Genomic DNA, 19,812 nt, shown 5'->3' on the forward strand with positions numbered 1-19,812 from the left:
ATAAAAACCCAGATAAACAGCCAATAACAGGACAACAGCATGAGTGACGAGAACCTATTTGAACTAAAAGCAGTCGCCAAGCGTTTCAAAAAAGGTAAGGAAACCATCAGTATTTTTGACGATTTGAACATGACCATTAAACGGGGCGACTTCCTGGCCATTATGGGCCCATCCGGCTCGGGGAAAACCACCCTGCTGAATCTGCTTGGCGGGGTCGACCAACCCACAGGCGGAGAGATCAGCTTTGATGGCGCGCGCATTGACGGGCTAAGCGAGGGGGAGCTGGCCAAATGGCGAGCCAATAATATTGGTTTTATTTTCCAGTTCTATAACCTGATGCCGATGCTAAACGCCGCTAAAAATGTTGAGTTGCCGCTGCTACTGACCAGCCTCAGCAGCAAACAACGACAGCAACGGGTCGATACCGCGCTACAACTGGTTGGCCTGGCAGACAGGGCAAAGCATATGCCAAGCGAAATGTCGGGCGGGCAATTGCAACGGGTAGCCATAGCCCGCGCCGTGGTATCGGACCCTAAGTTACTGCTGTGTGACGAGCCCACAGGGGATCTGGATCGCCAAACCGCCGATGAAATTCTGGAAATGCTGCAATTGCTCAACCGGGAATTTGGCAAAACCATCATTATGGTGACCCACGACCCGGCCGCCGCACGCTATGCCAGTCATACCCTGCATCTGGATAAAGGCCAGTTTGTCGACAAGGAAGACGACGATGTATTGCAGGAGAAATCCGCATGAAAGACCTGTATCTGGTGTACAAAAACCTAACCCGCAAAAAGTTGCGGCTGTTTCTCACCAGCTTTGCCATTTTTATCGCCTTTTTGATTTTTGCTGCCGTCACCGCCTTGCAGGGCGCACTAAATTCAGGGGTGGAAATGTCGGCCGACAATCGCCTGGTGGTGTTTAACAAGATCAACTTTACCCAGCCCCTCCCCTACGCCTATATCAATAAAGTCAGCGGTGTTGATGGCGTAAAAAATGTCACTTTTGCCAACTGGTTCGGCGGCTATTATCAGGAGCCGGCCAATCAGGTCGTGACCATGGCGGTGGATCCAGACAGTTACTTTGAGGTGTATTCAGAACTGGTGGTCACCCCCGAGCAGAAAGCCAACTGGCTGCAAAACCAGGCCGGGGTGATGGTGGGAGAACGCCTGGCTAACGTGAATAACTGGCAGATTGGCGACCGTATTCCGGTTTCCTCGAATATTTTCTCCAATAAAGACGGTGGCCAGACCTGGGATTTAGTGGTGGAAGGTATTTTTACCGCCAATGACCCACAAGTCGATACCGGTTATATGGTGTTTCACTACAAGTACTTTATGGAGACGCAGAGCTGGGGCGGTGATTACGTGGGCTGGATAGTGCTGACCACAGACGATCCGGCGCTTAATGAGCAGGTGGCTAAAGCCATAGATGAAAACTTTGCCAACTCACAGGCAGAGACGGATACCAGCACAGAAAAAGCCTTTAATAAGGCCTTTATCGAGCAAATTGGCAATATAGGGCTGATTATCTTTGGGGTGGTGTTTATGGCCTTCTTCACCATTTTAGTGCTGGTGGGCAACACCATGGTACTGGCCATTCGTGAGCGCACCGGCGAAATAGCCGTGCTGAAAACCCTGGGATTTTCCTCCCCCCGAATCTTTCGCATGATCCTCACCGAGTCCTGCCTGCTGGCCTTTCTGGGCGGTTTGTTAGGTCTTGGCGCGGCTTACCTGGTGGTAGGCGGGCTGTCACAAATGATGGCCCGCTTTTTACCTAATCTGGTACTGGGCCCGGATATTGTGCTGCAAGCCCTGGGCTACATGCTATTGCTTGGCCTGATTACCGGTATAGCACCGGCGTACCGGGCGCTGCGCCTTAACATCATCACCGCATTTGCCAGGGGGTAATATGAGTTTACTTGCACAATCCAGTGCCGTGATCGGCATGAATATAAAAAGCCTGCCCCGCCGTTTATGGATGTCACTGGCTATGGTTTTGGCCAGCGCCGTGGTGGTGGCCGTACTGCTCGCCTTTCTGGCCATGGCCAAAGGCTTCGAAGCCACGCTGCAAAGTGCCGGCCAGGAGGATGTGGCGTTTTTTATCCGCACCGGCTCAGCGGCCGAGTTAAACAGCTCGGTGATGAAGGAGCAGGTGGATCTGCTGCGTGAAGCGCCCGGAATAGCCAGTAACGAAAATGGCAAGCTGGTCTCGCCAGAGCTGTATGTGATTGTCGACGGCACCAAGAAAAGCAGCGGTACCGACGCCAATATTCCGCTACGCGGTATGGAACCCCAAGGCCTGGCACTACGTCATAATTTCAAACTGGTGCAGGGGCGACTCTTTACCCCTGGTACCGATGAGCTGATAGTCGGAGAAGGCGTGCTTCGCCAGTTCGAAGGCTTTGAACTGGGTAACGAAGTGCGTTTTGGCAAAAACCGCTGGACGGTAGTAGGGGTATTCAGCACCGGCGGAAACGTATTTGAAAGTGAGCTGTGGGCCGACGCCAAGGTTATCCAAACCCTGTACAACCGCGGCAGCAGCTATCAGTCGGTGCGGGCGAAACTGACAGCAGATGCCAAGCTGGAGGACATCCAAGCCTATATCAAGAATGAGCCACGCCTGAATCAAGAGGTACAAACCGAAGCCAACTACTTTGCTGTACAAGGCGAGGGGCTAAGCTATATGGCGATTTTCGGGCGGGTTATCAGTGCGGTTATGGCCTTAGGCGCATTGGCTGGCGCGCTAAATACCATGTATACCTCGGTATCCGACCGCGCCAAGGAAATTGCTACCTTAAGAGCCATCGGCTTTTCTAACCTGTCGGCTTTTATTGGCACTATGGCGGAAGCCTTGGTATTGGCACTGCTGGGCGGTTTTCTGGGGGCGCTGGCGGCATTTTTACTGTTTGACGGTTTAAGCACCTCAACCTTAAGCGGCAGCTTTACCCAGGTAGTGTTCAGCTTTGAGATGAGTGGGCAACTAGTGATGCAAGGCATTTGGCTGGCGCTGATCATCGGCTTTATCAGCGGTTTTTTCCCTGCATGGCGCGCTACCAGCGTACCTGTGGCGGTGGCCTTTCAATCAAGAGGATAAAAGCAGGGCGGGGGAAGCCCGCCCTACTGCTGACATTTGTCACCAAACTGGCTTTTCAGTTTAGGCATAAAATCTTCGCTCTCAGTGGTAAACAAAATAGTCAGAAAGCTTTCCACCTCCGCCGCGTCCAGCTCATCCAAGGCACAAAACAGCGAACGTTTAAACAAAGGCCCCAAAAACCGGCGGCGCTGCCGAATACTAATATGGGCACTCCACCTGTGGTCAAAAAAGGTAAACAAGGTACAGAAGGGGGTTTCATCATTCGCGCCTCTGAATATCAATAATTTGACCGCAGAGTCTGGCAGTTCGTTCTGCCAGTTAAAGGTACGAAAGATTGTTATGGCCTCAGATAAATCAGGTTGAGGGGCAACATCCTGCTCCCCTTCCTGATCAAGATAGGCACAATAGATCACATCCATGTCAATCACTCCTGTTATTCCTACCGGCGCTATGCGCCGGCCTATGCCGTGCTGTCTATCAGAGCAGCTCGTCTTGCCCAACCCGAATCACCAGTTTGCCGAAATTTTTACCTTCTAACAAACCCCTGAGCGCATCCGGCGCATTTTCCAGGCCATCAACAATCTGCTCTTTATAATGCATTTTACCTTCGGCAAGCCAGGCGGCCATATCTTTGGCAAACTCAGGATAACGATGGCCGTAGTCATCAAAAATAATAAAGCCTTTGACCGTCATGCGTTTCATCAGAATAGTCGACATTAACAGCCCCAGCCTGTCAGGGCCAGCAGGCAGCTCAGTAGCATTGTAGGCTGCAATAGTACCGCACACCGGAATACGCGCGCTGGTGTTTAGCAGTGGCAGAACAGCATCAAATACCTTGCCACCGACGTTTTCAAAATAGATATCTATGCCATCGGGACAAGCCTTTGCCAATTGCTCGGCAAAGTCATCGGCCTTGTGGTCAACACAGGCATCCACGCCAAGGTTTTCCAACGCAAAACGGCACTTTTGCTCGCCACCGGCAATAGCCACCACTTTGCACCCCAACAACTTACCCATTTGCGCCACGGTAGCCCCTACAGGACCGGTCGCAGCGGCGACCACCAAGGTTTCCCCTGCCTTGGGCTGACCGATATCTTTCAGTCCCATATACGCAGTGAAACCCGGCATACCCAGCATACCCAGCGCATAGCTGACCGGCGCCTGAGCCGGATCCAGCTTAACGAGGTCACGGCCATCCGATACCCCGTAGTCCTGCCAGCCCACCACATAGCTCAGCACCCAGTCACCCTCAGAGAAATCCGCATGCTTGGAACTCACCACGCGGTTAATGGTGCCACCGATCATCGTTGCGCCCAGCGCTACAGGCTCTGCGTAAGATTCAGCATCACTCATACGCCCGCGCATATAAGGATCCAGACTTAAGTAAACGGTTCTTAGCAAGACTTGTCCGTCCTGAATCTCAGGCAAAGAGGATAGCTTTAGGGCAAAGTTCTCTTTGCTTGGGGCGCCATGGGGACGTGAAGCCAGAGTCATCTGGCGGTTTTCAAGTTTATTCTGTTGCATATGCAATCCTCGTTAAATATTAATCATTTCGGCGGCCGACCAACGTCAATACAAGGTCGGTTACGCGGTTCATACCCAAGTCATGTTGTTGAGGCTGTTTAGGATAAAATCATAGCCCCAATAAGATTAGACCGGTCGTCTAGTCCATATTGGTAAAAAAAGCCCATTCCAGGGCTTAGTGAGTATTTTGCCAGGCTTTATGCCACCAGCAGCTTGCAAGTAAGCTGCATAGCCTGTTTGACCTGCTCATCGTCACGACTGAGTTTGGTTAACAAACTGGCTCCTAACCACAATTGATACAAATTGCTGGCCAGGGCCCGTACATCCTGCTCAGGCAGCGAGCCTTCGCGAATGGCTTCTTCAATGCAAGCCATCAGTCTCCCCATTACTTGCTCGGTACCGGCTTTAAGGGTTAAACGCATGGCCTCAGACAAATCCGCCACCTCGGCACTGAGTTTTACCACTAAACAATCACACCGCCCTTGCGCTGGTGTAAAACGTTGCAGCCACTGAGCAAAATAGTTAAGCAAACGCTGTTTGGCACTGATTTGAGACTGCCCCAGCAACGCTTCCATGTCCTGCATATAAGTGCTGAAGTAATCCTCCAGCAACACCTGCCCGTAGTGCTCTTTGGACTTAAAGTAATGGTAAAACGATCCCTTAGGCACCCCAGCCTGCTGCAATAAGGCACTAAGCCCCACAGAACTAAAGCCTTGCTCGGCTAAAATAATGCGGCCGGTATCCAGCAGATGCTGGCGGGTGTCTTGGTATTTAGTTTTCATGGGCGCCACTTTAAACCAAACTAGACCGGTCGTCTACAACTTTATTGATCGCTGTGAGTTACGTTCTGAATTAGTTTGTAGCCATCCTAAACAGCACCTTCACCAAGGCGATTCAGAAAAGATCAGGCTACTCCCTGGCAAATACCTTACGAAATGCCTCCAGCGCGGCTGGATGATAAATAGACAAGTGAGTCTCATTGGGGAATTCACTATAGCTGGCATGGAAATGGGGCGAGGTATTTAGTATCTGTGCCAGCTGGCGGGTTGGTTCCACTATTCCTTCCTGCTTACTGGCAGCCAAGTGAACCCGAACCTGCTGGCGATTATGTTGTAGCGCCTGTGTCGCTGCATTATCAACCAAAGCGGCGTTGTTCCACCAAAGGCTAGGATCAACAGCAATGTAGGCGCTAAACAAATCGGGCTCCGCTAACATGGTTTCCACTACGAACAACCCGGCCAAAGACTCGCCAACAATAGCTCGCTCCTGAGTTGTGCGAAAATGCTCTTCAACAGCAGGGATAAGTTCATTGCGAATAAAGGCCCTGAACTGAGCAGAACCGCCGACAAGAGCCGAAATCTTCTTATCTTCTTCGTTCGTTGTGGGACCGGTAAGATCGCGCTTTCTGTCGGTGTTCTCAATCCCAACCAAAATAAAGGGGCGGGTAGTCCAGTTCAAAGAACCAATTTGCACCAGGCCTGCGATGTGCAAAAAGTCCTCCTTCAAACCACCGTCTGGCATATATAACACCGGAAAGCGTTGGCTAGATTGCTCAAAATAGGCCTGCGGAAAGTACAGATTAATCCGCCTGGGCTCCCCTAGTATCTGTGACTCCAGAACAAAGCTGATTCCAATATTAAGGGGTTCCATTGCTAACTTTTGTGCTGCTTGAGCACGCATAGGTAGACCAATCTGCAGCAGCGAATACAAAACCAGCATTGCCAGATTCAAATAGAGTTTGTTCATATTCTCTCCTTATGCGCCACGGTCGTTGACCAGGCAGTCCAGGCGGAAGCAGGTAATTCCGCTGTTTTAGCGACCAAGAAATCCAGCAAGGCCGTGACCTTTCTGGCGGTTTTCTTACGGCCGTTAAATACCGCATAAAGCACCAGATCTTCAGGGGTTTTATCCAGGGCCACCTGCCGTAGCAACCCGCTTTGTTGTTCATTAATACAGCTTATCTCTGGCAACATGGCAAAGCCTAAACCGGCGATAGCGGCCTCCTTGGCCAAATGTGCACTGTTTACCCGATAGGCTGAATACACCGGCAAGGTAAAGGTAGCATGTTTGCCATCTTTAAATACCCAGGGCGAACCCTTTAAGGCACTTAAGCTGGTAATACAGGGCAGTTGCTTGAAGTGACTGAGGTTTAACTGGTCACGATAACGTGCCAGCAACGATGGCGCACCTACGATAATGCTTGGCCAGCGGGCGATTTCCCTGGCAACCCAGCCACTGTCTGGCAACGGACCACGGCCATATTGCAACAGCAGATCCACTCCGTCCTGGGGGCCTTGTGTCGGTGCCAGATTGGTATCACAGCTTAAACTCAGCCTGGGATGCAATGCACAAAACTCTGCCAACCACTTGGCTAACAGCGGTAAGTCCGGCATTAACAGCTTAAGGTGCCCGGCAACCTCATCACCCTGCGCGCTAATTTCCATCAAAGCGCTGTCCATGGCATCCAGCATAGGTAACACTTGCTCATACAAGGCGCTACCCGCTTCGGTGGCTGACATTCTGCGGGTGGTGCGCTCAAGCAAGCGCAAGCCTAACACCTCTTCCAGCAGCGCCACATGCCGGCTGACATTGGACGACGGCAGGTTCAGCACAAAAGCCGCCTGCTTAAAGCTTTGCAGCTCAAATACCTGTTTAAAACTAAACAGCCAGGCCAGTTCTATTTTCTCAAGCAGCATTAACCCACCTAATGGGATTATCAAAGCAGATTTTGGCAATTTATCCCATTAACCAAAGGATTAATACTGACTCTCCCATCCATCAGCACAAACAAACTATGCATCATCCTAAACATATCGCCATTATTGGCGCCGGTGTCGCCGGCTTGGCCTTTGCTCTGTTGGCCTCACGCCAGGGGCACAACGTTCAACTGTTTGAACATAAGCCTTTGGGTAAACAAATGGGTGCCGGTGTTACCCTGTGGCCCAACGCCACTTTTGTCTTGGCAAAAATGGGCTTACTAGCAGCGGTGCGAGCCAGAAGTGGTGAGCCCGAATGGATGCGACGCTTAAGCCCGGATAACAGCGAAATGACCGCCTTGCCTATTGCCCAGCTAGACGAGCTTAGCGGCTATCCCAGCCTGACTATTCTGCGTAAGGATCTGATGACGGTATTAATTGATGCCTGCAAAAACACTGATATCCTGTTTCACGATAATTACCATATTGATGAGCATAAGCTGGCTGATTTACGCCAGAATAATGATCTGGTCATAGGAGCAGACGGGCGCATGCAATCAGTTGCCCGTCACTATGTAGCCCCTGATGCCAAGCCTGTCTATCAGGGCTTTGTTAATATCATTGGCATCAGCCACTATCCCAAAGGCACGCTCTGCCCGACAGCCATACTAGATTTTTGTGGCAACGGGCAGCGTTTTGGCATTGTGCCGGTCAGCGACACCATGGCTTACTGGGCTGCAGCCTGGCAAACGCCTAATGGGTCAAGCGACGATCCGGCCTATCAGCTCCCCCAGCTAAAAACGCGCTTTGCCACCTGGCCCATTCCCGTGCAGCAAATGCTGAACTTTGTCACCCCGTCATCCATGCGGCCTATCTTTGTCCATGATCTCGACCCACTGTCCTGTTGGCACCGGGATAATGTCTTGCTGATTGGGGATGCTGCGCACGCTTCACTCCCCACCTCAGGTCAGGGCGCCTGCCAGGCACTGGAAGACGCCTGGCTGTTAGCAAAACATTTATCAGAAACACAGGATACGCAAAACCTGCTGCCACAGTTTCAGTTGGCTCGCCAAAGTAAAACCGGTCAGATACAACAAAGTGGCCGCGTACTGGCAAGCACCATATTTAGCCCGGCCAGCGCCAACACCCAGGCAGGCGTTGTAAAACAGTCATTGCAGGATATCGTCAATGTATGGATGTCAGGTTTGCCAATTAACTGACATTAATGCTCTCTTAGCACTGCACTGTTGACGAAGATTCATGGTGGAAATGTTTGGCTTCCGTGGCAATTAGTAAGCCGCCCAAAAAACATGCTACCTTGAGGTTGGAATTAAAATAGCGCACCAGCCATTAGGATGCCTCGCGTTGCATTACATAAGGAACTCGTTATGCAAATTCCCCCTGATTATTTTCACGCTAATCAACAATTTGAACGTTTTATGCTGGATGCTCGAGATGCAGCAGACCTGCCTACCACTAATATGGCCTGGAATATGGTGGTAGGCGTACTAAATGCATTTAGGGGCCGTCTAACCATTGCAGACGCGCTTCGCTTTGCAAATATACTGCCTCCTGGAATTCGTGCTTTGTTTGTCGCCGACTGGGACGCTGAAGAACCTACCCGAACGTTCACAGACGAAGAAAATCTGCTCGATGAAATTAGAAGTGTACGCAGAGTGCATAACTTCTCCCCCGAGATTGCCCACCAGGCTGTTGCTATAGCGCTACGCAAGAATGTGGATTCACATAAGTTGGATGAATTTCTTAAACAAGTCAGTGTACAGGCTTACCATTTCTGGTTTGTCGATGCTGATACGATGAAAAAATCACTATGCAAGCGCCCTTTGCTAATTCAATGTCGGGATGAATAGGAGCAACATCATGGATAAGTACCTACTCACCAAACAGGACATTGATGACTACCAAGGTGTTCACAAGACCCATTTTCTAAATAAAAACGCACAGCGGGTAAATAAGTCGCTGGGGGATTTAACCGGCCTGAGCGGTTTGGGGTTTCATATTATTGAGGTACAACCAGGTCATGACACCACAGAGTTCCATGTTCATTACTATGAAGATGAGTGCGTTTATATATTGGAAGGTCAGGCCGAGGCCTGGATTGGTGAGCAGCGTCACAATGTCTACCCCGGCGATTTTATCGGTTACCGGGCCGGTGGCAAGCCACATAAGCTGGTCAATAACGGCAGCACAACCTTGAAATGTATAGTGGCAGGTCAGCGCAGCGAGCATGATGTGGCCGACTACCCCCAGCAGCAAAAGCGTATTTATCGCAATAAAGCTATGTCCTGGAATCTGGTGGACATGCAGGCGATCAGCGAGCCTGTGGCGGGTAAGAAAGTATAATTCCCTGCTGGCGTCACCAACTACGTGCTTGGCGACTACCCTGCCATATTCGCCAATAACGCCCTATGGTTTTTAAAATTTAATCCGCAGCGCCGAATAAAGTCGTATAAAGCCTCGGCTTCTCGTTGTTGTGCTGCCAAATCAACGGCGAGCTCCGCTCTTAACGGTGGAAAAACGCCATACCCGGCCAGCATGCAAGCCCATGATTTAGGTTGATAACTGCCCATCAGGTTATGTTTATACATCTCTCCCACAAAGTCGGGGCTGTGTTGCCACAAATACAGGATCTTATTTAAGGTTTCGGAAATATGGGTATTGGCGGCGTTGTCCCGCCAATAGTCGTTATCTTTGCGTTGATTGGCTTTGTAGTGGCAGACAACATAATCGCGGATACCGTCAAATCTGGCGTTAATATCCTGATTAAATTCAGCGGCAAACTGATTGCTGAAATTACCTTGCTGAAAGTACTGCATAAACTGGGCAATAGTATTGAATGACAGGGCAATGGCCGTGGCTTCCAGTGGCTCAATAAAACCCTGAGATAAGCCAACCGCCAAACAGTTTTTATGCCAGTGCTTCGCCACCCGGCCCACTTTCATACGCAGATGCCTGGCATCCACGTCTGCCTCAAGCAGCCCAAGATGCTGTCTTAGCTCAGTTTCTGCCTTATCAGCGTCAATGTAGTCACCGCTATACACATAGCCGTTACCAAACCTATTGGTTAACGGGATTTTCCAGGCCCAGCCGTTTGAAAGGGCGGTAGACTTGGTTTCTACCGGCAAGACTTCCGTGACCGGGCTTGGCATCACCACGGCCGCGTCATTAAACAAGTTATCTTTAAAACTGATAAAGCTGACGCCCAGCGCTTTTTGCAGCAGCAAGGCATGAAAGCCGGAGCAATCAATAAAAAAGTCTGCGTCTAATGTTGTCCCGTCACTGAGCTTAACGGCAGCAAGGTTGCCTTCATGATTTAGCGCCACATCAACCACATTAGCAACAATTTTGTTCACCCCTTGTTTTTGCGCCCGTTTGGCTAAAAACTGCCCCAATAAACCAGAGTCAAAATGGTAGCCATAGGCCACACCGAAGGGAAAAGATTCGGCCGGTAAAGGGCCTAGCTGCTGCCTGGTCAGGTAGGTTTCAAGAAAGTACTTATCGGGGTGTGCATCCACCTGATAGCCCTGCATTCTGGCGCGGATATTGTTAAAAAAGTGCGGCAGGGTAAAGGTATCGTCGGTCTGGGCGGCAAAAGGATGGAAGTAAGATTCAAAGCCAGCAATGTGCGACCAGTTATCAAAGGTAATGCCATTTTTATAGGTGGCATTGCAGTGCGGCATCCATTCCTGATCTGAGACCTTGATGGCATCAAAAAACAGCTTCAAATGCGGCGTACTGCCCTCTCCTACGCCAATAATGCCGATATCTTCTGACTCAACCAGGCTGATATCTACATCCGGCCACTTGCTGACCAGCAGATTAGCCGCCATCCAGCCTGCGGTGCCACCTCCAACAATGAGTATCTTTCTGGGTTTGCTATTTAACATCGCGCCTTACCTGTGCATTATTTTTGTAATTTTTGAATAAAGTAATCTTTCACTGCCCGCACATAGTCAGGCGACATCTCGCCCAGAACATGTTGCTGGTGAGTAGGGATATAAGAGCTGGGATCCACGCCTTGTTTAAATAAATAATGATCGAACATATGGCGCCAGGCCTCTCGTTGCCTGGGCGTTAAATCCCGCATGGCCAGCAACGCCAGGTTCAGGCTGTCTATGGCGCTGGGCGAAACCGCACTGGGGGCCGAAGACCCATTCCACCAGTAATTCATTAGTGCATTAACCTTGTCCAGTGACTCCACATGGTGCCACCACAGCATGGGAATAAAGATGGCATCACCAGGCCCTAACTCCGCGCTAAAGGCTTCGGCCCGAGCTTGCTTAAACAAGGGGTAGCGTTCAAGGTCGGGATTATGCACATCCACCAGGCTGGTGGGAGCGCCGGCCGGGGTAAAGTTAAGGGGACCGGGATACAAATGGCCGGTTTGCGCCGGCGGAAATAAAATAAAACGGCGCCGCCCGGCAACCACACAGGCAAGATTGTCCGAGCCATCATAATGGGTGCTGACAATGCCCTCATTGCCCACCCATAAGCGAGGCGAAAGCTCAGGAAAAAACATGCTGCGGTTTTCATCAACTAAGCCTGGCAAAATGTCATCTATCAGCGCGTTTTGCATGGAGATGGCCGGGTACACCTCTCTGTCCACCAGCTCAAGAAGACGACCCAAAAACAGGTCAATCCGCTCCTCACCGCTTAAGTAATTAACATCGGTCATCTCTTCGTTGTAATAAAAGCGCTTGTTGGCTGACGGTGGGGCCACCACCATCCTGGCTTTCGCTCCCTGATAAAACTTAAGCAGGTAAGCGGTAAAGGCACAGTGCCCCTGACAAGCAGAGGCCACCAGCGGCCAGTGCTGGGCAAATCCTCGAATCACTACCGGCTTTTGCTCAGGCACAATCTGCTCAAAAAACTGCCCGGCACTGAGCGCCGAATACTCTGGTATCAGTTTGTACTCAGTCATAAATGTATCCCTTGATGTGCGCACTGCTGCTGATAATCACTGTTCAACGCGCCGGGCAATGGGCCTGAAGATAGTCATCATGGCTTGGCATTTTCTGTACTTGGCTAAGGATTTGTTGGCGGTTGTCATTTAAGATTCGGGCCAAGTCCTGGGTATTAAACGCATCCAGTAGCGGGTGGTACTTTTGCGGACGCAGTTGCATCCCTTCTAAAATGGCGTACCAACTGTCGCTGCTAAAAAATTGCCCTGGGGTATGTTCTAGCTGCCCGCGCTGTTGAAACACCCGTAGCTTCTCACGCAATGTGTCCGGCACCGGCATTGTCTGGCACCAGCGCCAAAAATCACTATCCTGACGCTTTGAGGTGCAGTAATGCAGGATGATAAAATCGCGAATTTCCTGATAATCCTGGTCAATTTTTTGATTAAAACTCTGCGTGTTGTCGGCATCAAAATCCCTGTCCGGGAAGTGTTTAATAAAGTGCACCAGGGTTTTATACACCAAGTGAATCGCGGTTGATTCGAGTGGCTCTAAAAACCCGCTCGCCAATCCAAGCGCCAGGCAGTTGTTATGCCATATCTTTTTGCGCTTACCTGTTACAAAAGGGATCACTCTGGGCTCATTGAGCCGCTTGCCGCTAACCTGACTGAGTAAGGTATCCAGCGCCTGGTCGTCACTGCAAAACTGACTGGCAAACACATAGCCATTGCCACTGCGATGTTGCAGCGGAATAGTCCATCGCCAGCCGGCATCATGGGCCGTGGCAACGGTATAAGGAGCAGGTGGCGCGACATTTTCGGTTTGTATCGTCACCGCGCGATTACAGGGTAAATAATCCGACCAATCCTGGTAGCCGGTTTGCAGGCTTTGCTCAATAAGCAAACCTTTAAAGCCGGTACAATCGATAAAGAAATCACTCTTAAGCCTGGTGCCATTATCCAGTATCAAGGCGTGGATAAAGACTCTTTGGTCAAGCTCCACCTTATCCACCGTGGCTTCAATGCGCTGCACACCACGTTTTTGGCAAAGTTCGCGCAGAAAACGGGCCACCAGCACGGCATCTAAATGCAGCGCCTGCGCATAGCTGGCCTGCACCCAGTTTTGTGGCTGCTTTGGGCGTAGCATAAAGCGCTGTTGCTGCGCCATCACGGCACCGGGAGAATAGTCCAACCAAGCGGCATCAGAACCATCGGCTCGTGACTTTAACCAGGCCTGATAGAACTCAAAGCCATTGATGTCCTTGCCAGTTCTGCCAAAGGGATGAAAGAAGCGCTCACCCGGTAATAACCAGTCATCAAAGCGTATTCCCAGTTTAAAGCTGGCCGAAGTGGCTTGAATAAAGTCCTTGAGATTGATTTGACTGGCCTGGATAAAATCCATAATGGAGGGAACTGTGGACTCACCCACGCCAATGGTGGGGATATCGGCAGATTCCACCACAGAAATTTGCACACCACTTCCCCTTAATACACTGGAAAGTAATGTAGCGGCCATCCAGCCGGCGGTACCACCGCCCACAATACAGATGGACCTTAAGGCATTTTGCATAATTAAACCCTGTCCAGGCTAATCACTGACGTCAGAGCCTTAGAATGAAATAAACTGCGCAGTATTACTACTGCGCAGTTTTTACACTCCGTCTTTGCAGACGCTATCAGAAGGTTGCGCGAACCGTTAACGCATAACGACGGTCTGTCGTAAAGGTAAAGGCATCGGTCAACCGTCCAGCTTGGTTTTGCTGATACTGGGTTTCAGTATCAGCACCCAGCACATTACTGACCTGCAAACCCACCTTAACGTTTTCGTTAATGGTGTAGAACAAGCTGGCATCCATCATGCCCTGCGCCTTGGAGTAAGCCGGCACAAACTCTTCCGACTCACGCAACGTCAGCAGATAATCCGAACGCCAGGTGTAGGCTAAACGGAAGGAAACATCATCCTTTTCATACATACCGACAATGTTGAGGTTCTGATCGGAATAGCCTTGCAGCGGCAAGCCAGTAAACTGACGGAAGGTATTGCGATTATCGCTAATAGGTACACCCGCGCCATTGAACTGGATTGCCTCGGCGGGACTGGTGTTGGGGTCTTCCAGGCCACTCTGATCAATATAGGTGTAGTTAAACTGCAGACCTAAACCACTCCACAGCCCCGGCAACATATCGTAAAACTGCGAGTAAGACAGTTCAACACCGCGAATCGTGCCTGAGCCCGTGTTATCCGGCCCGTAAGCGGCCACAGGATAGCTGGTGCCACCCACCTCAACCTCGGTGGAGAAATGCTTGCTGCGAATAATGTTCGACAATTTCTTGTGGAACAAACCTACGGTCAGTGAACCTGCCGGAGCAAAATACCACTCGGTGGTTAAATCCAAATTGACCGACTCTTCCGGCTCCAGGAAGGCATTACGCGCATTGGCACTAATTTCAATATTCTGCAGGTCGACAGTGGGATTAGTCAGCTCGTCTTTGGCTTCGTTGGGGTTTTGGTACACCTCTTCGTAGTCCAGACTAAGTACCATCTTATTGGCGGCATCCACCAAACTTGGATAGTACAGGCCTTTTGAAGCGCCGAAACGCACCACCACATCATCGCTAACCCCAAAGCTCAGGTTTAAGCTGGGCAACACAGTTGAATAGTCGGTACCTTCGACGGTGCTGGCAAAGGACTCGCCAGATGCCAGAGCAAAGATACTGGGGTACTGGTTTTGCATCACTTGATACAAAGACCCGGTTTCATCTGTGCCTCGTCTGGCCGTGGCAGGTAAATTAATCCCCCCCGTAGACTCCAGTTGATAATCCACATAGCGCAGACCAAAGTTACCTTTAACCGGGATATCCCCCATCTCCACATCAAAGTCAGCCCGCACATAAAACTCGGTGCGCTCCGTTTGACTTGAACTGATATGGCGAGGCGCAAAATGGCTATATGAACGGTCAGCCAAATCTTCATAAGGCTGGGCACAACCACCGCTGCCATCCATCGCATTACCTTGTGCACTCCAACTGCCACAACCGTCACGCAGAGTCTGCGAGTAGTTTTCGGCCAGATCCATGCGTGGGAACAGGAAGCTGTTGTATGGGCCGATTAAGGTATTGCCGTTGTAATGATCGGCAAAGCTGATGCGATCATACAGCTCAGGCACCACTTGCGGTGAGGCGTTGTAGGACGCTTGTGCGTTCCATGGCGTACCCAGCGCCTGCCAACCTTCGTAATCCGTATCACGTACAGTCAGCTCTTTCTCGGAATAGTAGAGTCCGGTCTTAATCGCCGTAAAGGCGCCATCCAACTCATATTTGAAATCCAGTTGGTAGGTATCGGCGTTGGCTTCGTTATGCTCTTCCTGTTGCATACCGCTGGCAATACGCAAAATTGGATTGGTATTGGCTTCCACATCGGCCGGATTCGACGTATTGGGGTTCAAGAACTCGATTGTGGGAGTAGACCCCCTCAAGTCCATAAAGAATGGCGCGTATTCTTTAGTCTGGTTACCGTTAATGCGCGAAGTCACAGAGTTGTTATGTACAATCTGCTCAGAATCCACATGCTGGTAGTCAGCATTAATGGTTAAGCGGTCGGTTGCTTTAAAGACTAAGTTAAAGGACGTATCTTTAACCGTATTCTCATTAAAGTTATAACGTGAACGGAACTGCAACGGCAATTCAGGCTCATTAGAACGCCCAATACCAGAGGTCAGATAGCCGTTCTCATCCACAGTTAATGGACGCCCTTCATCCGCACCATCAAACCACTGAATAGCGTTTGGTGCATAAGGCAGGAAACCACGGTCGCCCGACGCTATGACATGCTCGCGCCATACCAAGGAGGCTTTAGAATTTATATGCTCTAGGGTGGCGGTAATTCTCTCGTCCGTACTCTGCCACTGTAATGAGGCAGTAAAGCCACGACGTTTACGATCATTCTCAGCCGACGACATGGTGTAACTTGCCGGGGCATACCAGGTCACGCCATCGGGTTGCCCTTCAAGGGCTTCGCCTTCAAATTCGGGAATATAAGCGGCCTGATCGGCATCGGTGTATTGCACGGTATCTTCAAGGCCCGCTCCACAGGCACGCCAGTCAGAGGCGCCGGGGATGCAGGGGTTGGAGTACATACCAGACACCACCCCAGGGCTTGGCGTTCCCCATTCGTCATAAGAAAAGGTATCGACTGGGCCTCGGCTGTGGTAATTACCCAGGCCAAAACCATCACCGCGGGTTCTGTACTCTGAATCAGACGCCGCCACCAGCAAACCAAATTTACCGGAATCGGTATCCCAGTTATCCGAGAACAGAGCACTAAAGGACGGGGTCGTCTCTTCGCGGTAATCACCGTAGTTGGCTTGAGCACTCACGGCCACCAAACGATTGTCAGAATCAAAGGGTTTACGGGTAACCAGATTAACCGTACCGGCAATCCCCCCGGAAATAAGATCAGCGGTTTGGTTTTTCACCACTTCCACCGCGCCTAATAATTCAGCAGGAAAATCTTCATAGCTAAGGCCGCCATAAGGGTTGGCGCTAAAACTATCGCGACCATTGATTTCACTGCGCACGCGATCCAAACCCCGTACTAATACACTGGTACCTTCATCGGCATAGTGTTTGGGATCGTTGGAGGAGGCAAAGCGTTCAATGGTCACCCCAGGAATACGCTGTAAGGCTTCGGTAACCGACTTATCGGGCAGTGCCCCAATATCAGAAGCTGTAATCGCGTCTTTAACCGTGTCGGCATAGCGCTTAAGGTTCTGCGCGGAATTCAGGCTTTGACGAATACCACGAACTTCGATGACTTCGGTTGGCTCCTCAATCATCTGCTCCGTTGTGGCGGCTTCCTGAGCTAAAACCGATGTGGACAGTGAGCAGGTGATCGCTGCAGATACCGCGAGCACCAGACGCTTTTTCTGGAATGTATTAGACATATTTTACCCTCTGTGTGTTTCTTATAATGCTGGCTATTGCCACTACCCCTAACCTCAGCTCTCGATGCCAATACCTGTCTCGCTGTTCTCAGCAATATGACAACGCTGTCATTTTGCTACCAACGAAAACAGTGACACCTCAACAAAGTCATTCACCCTGCGCCCCCAACAGCAACAAATAGGTGAATGGCTGTGTCTTCTCTGAATCATCAAAAGCTTGCACTACGTCACTTGCCAGAGGCTTCCCTGTGACTTTGAAGTTAAAAAATAACCTATAAAAATATTTCTTTAAGTTATTTTTTAACATTATGTAACATTAAGCGGTTATTAAAGCAACGCATTTGGTCGCAATACAGTGCGGCAGGCTGGTGGTTTTTCACACGGCTAAAGGGCTCAGTAAACAGCTCGGTTAGGCAGAATTGGGCACAATGATAATGACAATCAAAATGAATAGCGGGTATCTGGATAGTTCCAACTGCCTAGCGTACCTACCTGGTATGGCAGTTGTTTGGCCTTGGTGTCACGGGGCAGGAACGAAATATCTCCGCCCACAGAAGAAAGAAAGCCACCCGCCAGCGGCAGATGGCTTAAATAAGCCTGCGATCAAGCAGGTAAGCGTCCGGCAAACTGACGCACAAACTGCCCGTTTGGCGCGTCCACTTTCAGGTCATAGCCTCGGTCAGCATCCAGATGCAGGCTCAGTGATTGCCCTTTGCCCAGCAACTTCACGTCGACTTCCTGGCCCTGCCGATAACGTAACTCCTGTCCCTGATTTACCAACTGCAAACCTTGGCGGGTACGTTCCAGGCTGGCACTAGCGGTATCATCCTGCAGCCCCTTAAAGCGGCGATGGAAACCTTCGGGCCCCATAAGCTGCAAATCATAGTGGCCTTGTTGTAAAGGCCACTCGGCCCGCAGCCGGCCTTTAGCCGCTAGCGTATAGCGCTTGGGGATCGCGGTTAAGTTCAGTCTGTCGTATACCTGCAAGACCACTGCCCGTTGGCTGAGGTTTTGCATTTGCACCACCACCTTGCCATCCTTCACGCTGCAATCGGCATTCAGGTCATAAAGACAAGGCCGGTGCGGCTTATGGCCGGGTAACTGGGCAATTTCACTTAGCTCAGAAGGAATGGGGGGCACGGTGCGCTCTTTAAATTCGGCGGCGCGCAGCGCATCCTGATAAGGGGCAGGTAAATGCGGGAAACTGGCCTTATTGGGATTGGCAAAATCAAAGGCACTGAGAAAGTCCCCACAAACCGCCCGTCGCCAGGGGCTGATATTCGGCTCCATCACCCCAAAACGGGTTTCCAGAAAGCGGATTACCGAGGTGTGATCCATCACTTCGGAGCAAACATAGCCACCACGACTCCAGGGGGATACCACATAGGCGGGCACACGCGGCCCTAATCCATAAGGCCTGCCTCGCAATTCCGGCCGATCCAGTTTGGTATTGGCCTTATCTGCGTGCAGATGGTATTCCCCAGAGGTAGAAATTTGTGAGTGACCGGCAAAGCCCCCTTCCACCGTTGTGTCGGGTGAAGGCGGTGCTGGCGGCGGCATATGATCGAAAAAGCCGTCATTTTCATCAAACATGATAAACAATACGGTTTTGGCCCACACATCCGGGTTGGCCGTCAGGGCGTCCAGCATATCCGCAGTGTACGCCGCGCCTTGGGCAGGACTGGATGGACCGGGGTGTTCAGAACCTTCGGCGGTGGCAATCACATAAGACACCGCCGGCAACTTATCGGCCAGTACATCTTCTTTCAGTCTGTCCAGCGCGCGGGTACTCAGCGCGCGTTTCAACAGTTCCGCATCGGCCCCTTCCCGTTTGGTATAGGCATCGCGATAAGCCTTAAAGCCAACCAGAGGGTTATCGGTAAAGTTATCCCCCATATCCTGGTAAATGGTCCAATCGATACCTGCCGCTTGTAAACGTTCGGGATATGTCGTCCAGTGGTAAGCGTCTTGCGGGCCGCCGCGTTCAGGCAGATTGTCATGGGAATTTCCCACCGCAGGCCCACCAAACTGAGCATGGCCGTCGTTGCAGCCCGTCCACAGGTACAAGCGATTGGGGTTGGTCCCCGCATGCATGGAGCAATGGTAGGCATCGCACAAGGTGAAGGCATCGGCCAGGGCAAACTGAAATGGAATATCCTGTTGTTCAAAGTAGCCCATGGCATGCATATGTTTGGCATCCGGCCATTGGTCCATTCTGCCGTGATCCCAGGCAAACTGGGCATCGGTCCAGGAATGCGGCGTCCCTTCCACCCGCATATGGGCAAAGGTCTGGCGGGTATTCAAGGCAAAGGGAGAAATAAGCCTGGGGCCAGCCTGGCTGGTATTCAGTTGAGTAAAGACATTACGCTCCGCCATGGTCTCCAGAGGCTTGACCGGTGCCGGGTAAGGGTCAGAAAAGCCACGTACCCCTGGCATAGTGCCAAAATAATGATCGAAAGAGCGGTTTTCCTGCATCAGGATAACCACATGCTCCACATCTTCAATGGTGCCGCTTTTCACCCGCGCCGGGATACTCAATGCCTTAACTATCTGTGGGTAGGCCATTGCCAGCCCTGCAACCCCACTGCCGGCTAAAAACTGCCGCCGACTAATACCACTCATAACAAACTCCTGT

At 51.0% G+C, this 19,812-nt stretch carries 16 protein-coding genes; 6 read left to right on the forward strand and 10 right to left on the reverse strand.

The window, feature by feature from the left end; translation table 11 throughout:
• The first annotated feature begins 39 nt into the window (after positions 1 to 39).
• From IEX02_RS02785 to IEX02_RS02795, 3 genes are read left to right on the forward strand one after another with little or no spacing between them, the layout of a single operon-like run.
• Positions 40 to 756 (forward strand): ABC transporter ATP-binding protein, encoded by a 717-nt coding sequence (locus IEX02_RS02785; RefSeq protein ID WP_188689954.1) that lies wholly within the window; start codon positions 40 to 42, stop codon positions 754 to 756.
• Complete coding sequence (locus IEX02_RS02790) at positions 753 to 1,910, forward strand: ABC transporter permease (protein ID WP_188689957.1); 1,158 nt, start codon at positions 753 to 755, stop codon at positions 1,908 to 1,910. Before IEX02_RS02785 ends, IEX02_RS02790 begins: the two co-directional genes overlap by 4 nt.
• 1 nt (position 1,911) lies before the next feature.
• Positions 1,912 to 3,096: an ABC transporter permease gene (locus IEX02_RS02795; RefSeq protein ID WP_188689960.1), complete on the forward strand. Its 1,185-nt coding sequence runs from the start codon at positions 1,912 to 1,914 to the stop codon at positions 3,094 to 3,096.
• 23 nt (positions 3,097 to 3,119) lie between these two features.
• Here IEX02_RS02795 and IEX02_RS02800 read toward each other — a convergent pair whose 3' ends face one another.
• From IEX02_RS02800 to IEX02_RS02820, 5 genes are all read right to left on the reverse strand, one after another.
• Complete coding sequence (locus tag IEX02_RS02800) at positions 3,120 to 3,515, reverse strand: hypothetical protein (protein WP_188689962.1); 396 nt, start codon at positions 3,513 to 3,515, stop codon at positions 3,120 to 3,122.
• 58 nt (positions 3,516 to 3,573) lie between these two features.
• Positions 3,574 to 4,620: an NADPH-dependent curcumin/dihydrocurcumin reductase gene (gene curA, locus IEX02_RS02805; RefSeq protein ID WP_188689966.1), complete on the reverse strand. Its 1,047-nt coding sequence runs from the start codon at positions 4,618 to 4,620 to the stop codon at positions 3,574 to 3,576.
• Between the two features lie 197 nt (positions 4,621 to 4,817).
• The gene (locus tag IEX02_RS02810; protein ID WP_188689969.1) at positions 4,818 to 5,402 is read right to left on the reverse strand and encodes a TetR/AcrR family transcriptional regulator; all 585 of its coding nucleotides are present in this window, start codon (positions 5,400 to 5,402) and stop codon (positions 4,818 to 4,820) included.
• A 127-nt stretch (positions 5,403 to 5,529) separates the two neighbouring features.
• Positions 5,530 to 6,366 (reverse strand): alpha/beta hydrolase, encoded by an 837-nt coding sequence (locus IEX02_RS02815; RefSeq protein ID WP_188689971.1) that lies wholly within the window; start codon positions 6,364 to 6,366, stop codon positions 5,530 to 5,532.
• A complete protein-coding gene (locus IEX02_RS02820; protein ID WP_229702008.1) occupies positions 6,363 to 7,316 on the reverse strand; it encodes a LysR family transcriptional regulator in 954 nt (317 codons plus the stop codon). The genes IEX02_RS02815 and IEX02_RS02820 overlap by 4 nt, the downstream gene beginning before the upstream one ends.
• Positions 7,317 to 7,414: 98 nt before the next feature.
• Here IEX02_RS02820 and IEX02_RS02825 point away from each other — a divergent pair, with 98 nt between their 5' ends.
• From IEX02_RS02825 to IEX02_RS02835, 3 genes are all read left to right on the forward strand, one after another.
• On the forward strand, positions 7,415 to 8,536 hold the full coding sequence (locus IEX02_RS02825; RefSeq protein WP_188689974.1) for an FAD-dependent monooxygenase: 1,122 nt from the start codon (positions 7,415 to 7,417) through the stop codon (positions 8,534 to 8,536).
• Positions 8,537 to 8,704: 168 nt separating this feature from the next.
• Positions 8,705 to 9,187, forward strand: a complete 483-nt coding sequence (locus IEX02_RS02830) for a DUF2267 domain-containing protein (protein ID WP_188689977.1) — start codon at positions 8,705 to 8,707, stop codon at positions 9,185 to 9,187.
• 10 nt (positions 9,188 to 9,197) lie between these two features.
• Positions 9,198 to 9,680, forward strand: a complete 483-nt coding sequence (locus IEX02_RS02835; protein ID WP_188689979.1) for a cupin domain-containing protein — start codon at positions 9,198 to 9,200, stop codon at positions 9,678 to 9,680.
• A 35-nt stretch (positions 9,681 to 9,715) separates the two neighbouring features.
• On the opposite strand, the gene IEX02_RS02840 is transcribed toward IEX02_RS02835, so the two are convergent.
• The 5 genes from IEX02_RS02840 to IEX02_RS02860 form a co-directional block, all read right to left on the reverse strand.
• The gene (locus IEX02_RS02840; protein WP_188689981.1) at positions 9,716 to 11,224 is read right to left on the reverse strand and encodes a tryptophan halogenase family protein; all 1,509 of its coding nucleotides are present in this window, start codon (positions 11,222 to 11,224) and stop codon (positions 9,716 to 9,718) included.
• A 17-nt stretch (positions 11,225 to 11,241) separates the two neighbouring features.
• Positions 11,242 to 12,258, reverse strand: coding sequence for a cupin-like domain-containing protein (locus IEX02_RS02845; RefSeq protein WP_188689984.1), 1,017 nt, complete (start codon positions 12,256 to 12,258; stop codon positions 11,242 to 11,244).
• A 43-nt stretch (positions 12,259 to 12,301) separates the two neighbouring features.
• A complete protein-coding gene (locus IEX02_RS02850) occupies positions 12,302 to 13,804 on the reverse strand; it encodes a tryptophan halogenase family protein (protein WP_188689987.1) in 1,503 nt (500 codons plus the stop codon).
• Between the two features lie 106 nt (positions 13,805 to 13,910).
• The gene (locus tag IEX02_RS02855; RefSeq protein ID WP_188689991.1) at positions 13,911 to 17,177 is read right to left on the reverse strand and encodes a TonB-dependent receptor; all 3,267 of its coding nucleotides are present in this window, start codon (positions 17,175 to 17,177) and stop codon (positions 13,911 to 13,913) included.
• A 603-nt stretch (positions 17,178 to 17,780) separates the two neighbouring features.
• Positions 17,781 to 19,799, reverse strand: coding sequence for a phosphocholine-specific phospholipase C (locus tag IEX02_RS02860; protein WP_188689994.1), 2,019 nt, complete (start codon positions 19,797 to 19,799; stop codon positions 17,781 to 17,783).
• Between the last annotated feature and the right edge of the window lie 13 nt (positions 19,800 to 19,812).

Source organism: Bowmanella pacifica (assembly GCF_014645355.1).
Classification (GTDB): domain Bacteria; phylum Pseudomonadota; class Gammaproteobacteria; order Enterobacterales; family Alteromonadaceae; genus Bowmanella; species Bowmanella pacifica.

Coding starts and splice junctions, on each gene's coding strand:
- IEX02_RS02785 (WP_188689954.1), top strand. CDS start 40: ATGAGTGACGAGAACCTATTTGAACTAAAAGCAGTCGCCAAGCGTTTC.
- IEX02_RS02790 (WP_188689957.1), top strand. CDS start 753: ATGAAAGACCTGTATCTGGTGTACAAAAACCTAACCCGCAAAAAGTTG.
- IEX02_RS02795 (WP_188689960.1), top strand. CDS start 1,912: ATGAGTTTACTTGCACAATCCAGTGCCGTGATCGGCATGAATATAAAA.
- IEX02_RS02800 (WP_188689962.1), bottom strand. CDS start 3,515: ATGGATGTGATCTATTGTGCCTATCTTGATCAGGAAGGGGAGCAGGAT.
- curA (WP_188689966.1), bottom strand. CDS start 4,620: ATGCAACAGAATAAACTTGAAAACCGCCAGATGACTCTGGCTTCACGT.
- IEX02_RS02810 (WP_188689969.1), bottom strand. CDS start 5,402: ATGAAAACTAAATACCAAGACACCCGCCAGCATCTGCTGGATACCGGC.
- IEX02_RS02815 (WP_188689971.1), bottom strand. CDS start 6,366: ATGAACAAACTCTATTTGAATCTGGCAATGCTGGTTTTGTATTCGCTG.
- IEX02_RS02820 (WP_229702008.1), bottom strand. CDS start 7,316: ATGCTGCTTGAGAAAATAGAACTGGCCTGGCTGTTTAGTTTTAAACAG.
- IEX02_RS02825 (WP_188689974.1), top strand. CDS start 7,415: ATGCATCATCCTAAACATATCGCCATTATTGGCGCCGGTGTCGCCGGC.
- IEX02_RS02830 (WP_188689977.1), top strand. CDS start 8,705: ATGCAAATTCCCCCTGATTATTTTCACGCTAATCAACAATTTGAACGT.
- IEX02_RS02835 (WP_188689979.1), top strand. CDS start 9,198: ATGGATAAGTACCTACTCACCAAACAGGACATTGATGACTACCAAGGT.
- IEX02_RS02840 (WP_188689981.1), bottom strand. CDS start 11,224: ATGTTAAATAGCAAACCCAGAAAGATACTCATTGTTGGAGGTGGCACC.
- IEX02_RS02845 (WP_188689984.1), bottom strand. CDS start 12,258: ATGACTGAGTACAAACTGATACCAGAGTATTCGGCGCTCAGTGCCGGG.
- IEX02_RS02850 (WP_188689987.1), bottom strand. CDS start 13,804: ATGCAAAATGCCTTAAGGTCCATCTGTATTGTGGGCGGTGGTACCGCC.
- IEX02_RS02855 (WP_188689991.1), bottom strand. CDS start 17,177: ATGTCTAATACATTCCAGAAAAAGCGTCTGGTGCTCGCGGTATCTGCA.
- IEX02_RS02860 (WP_188689994.1), bottom strand. CDS start 19,799: ATGAGTGGTATTAGTCGGCGGCAGTTTTTAGCCGGCAGTGGGGTTGCA.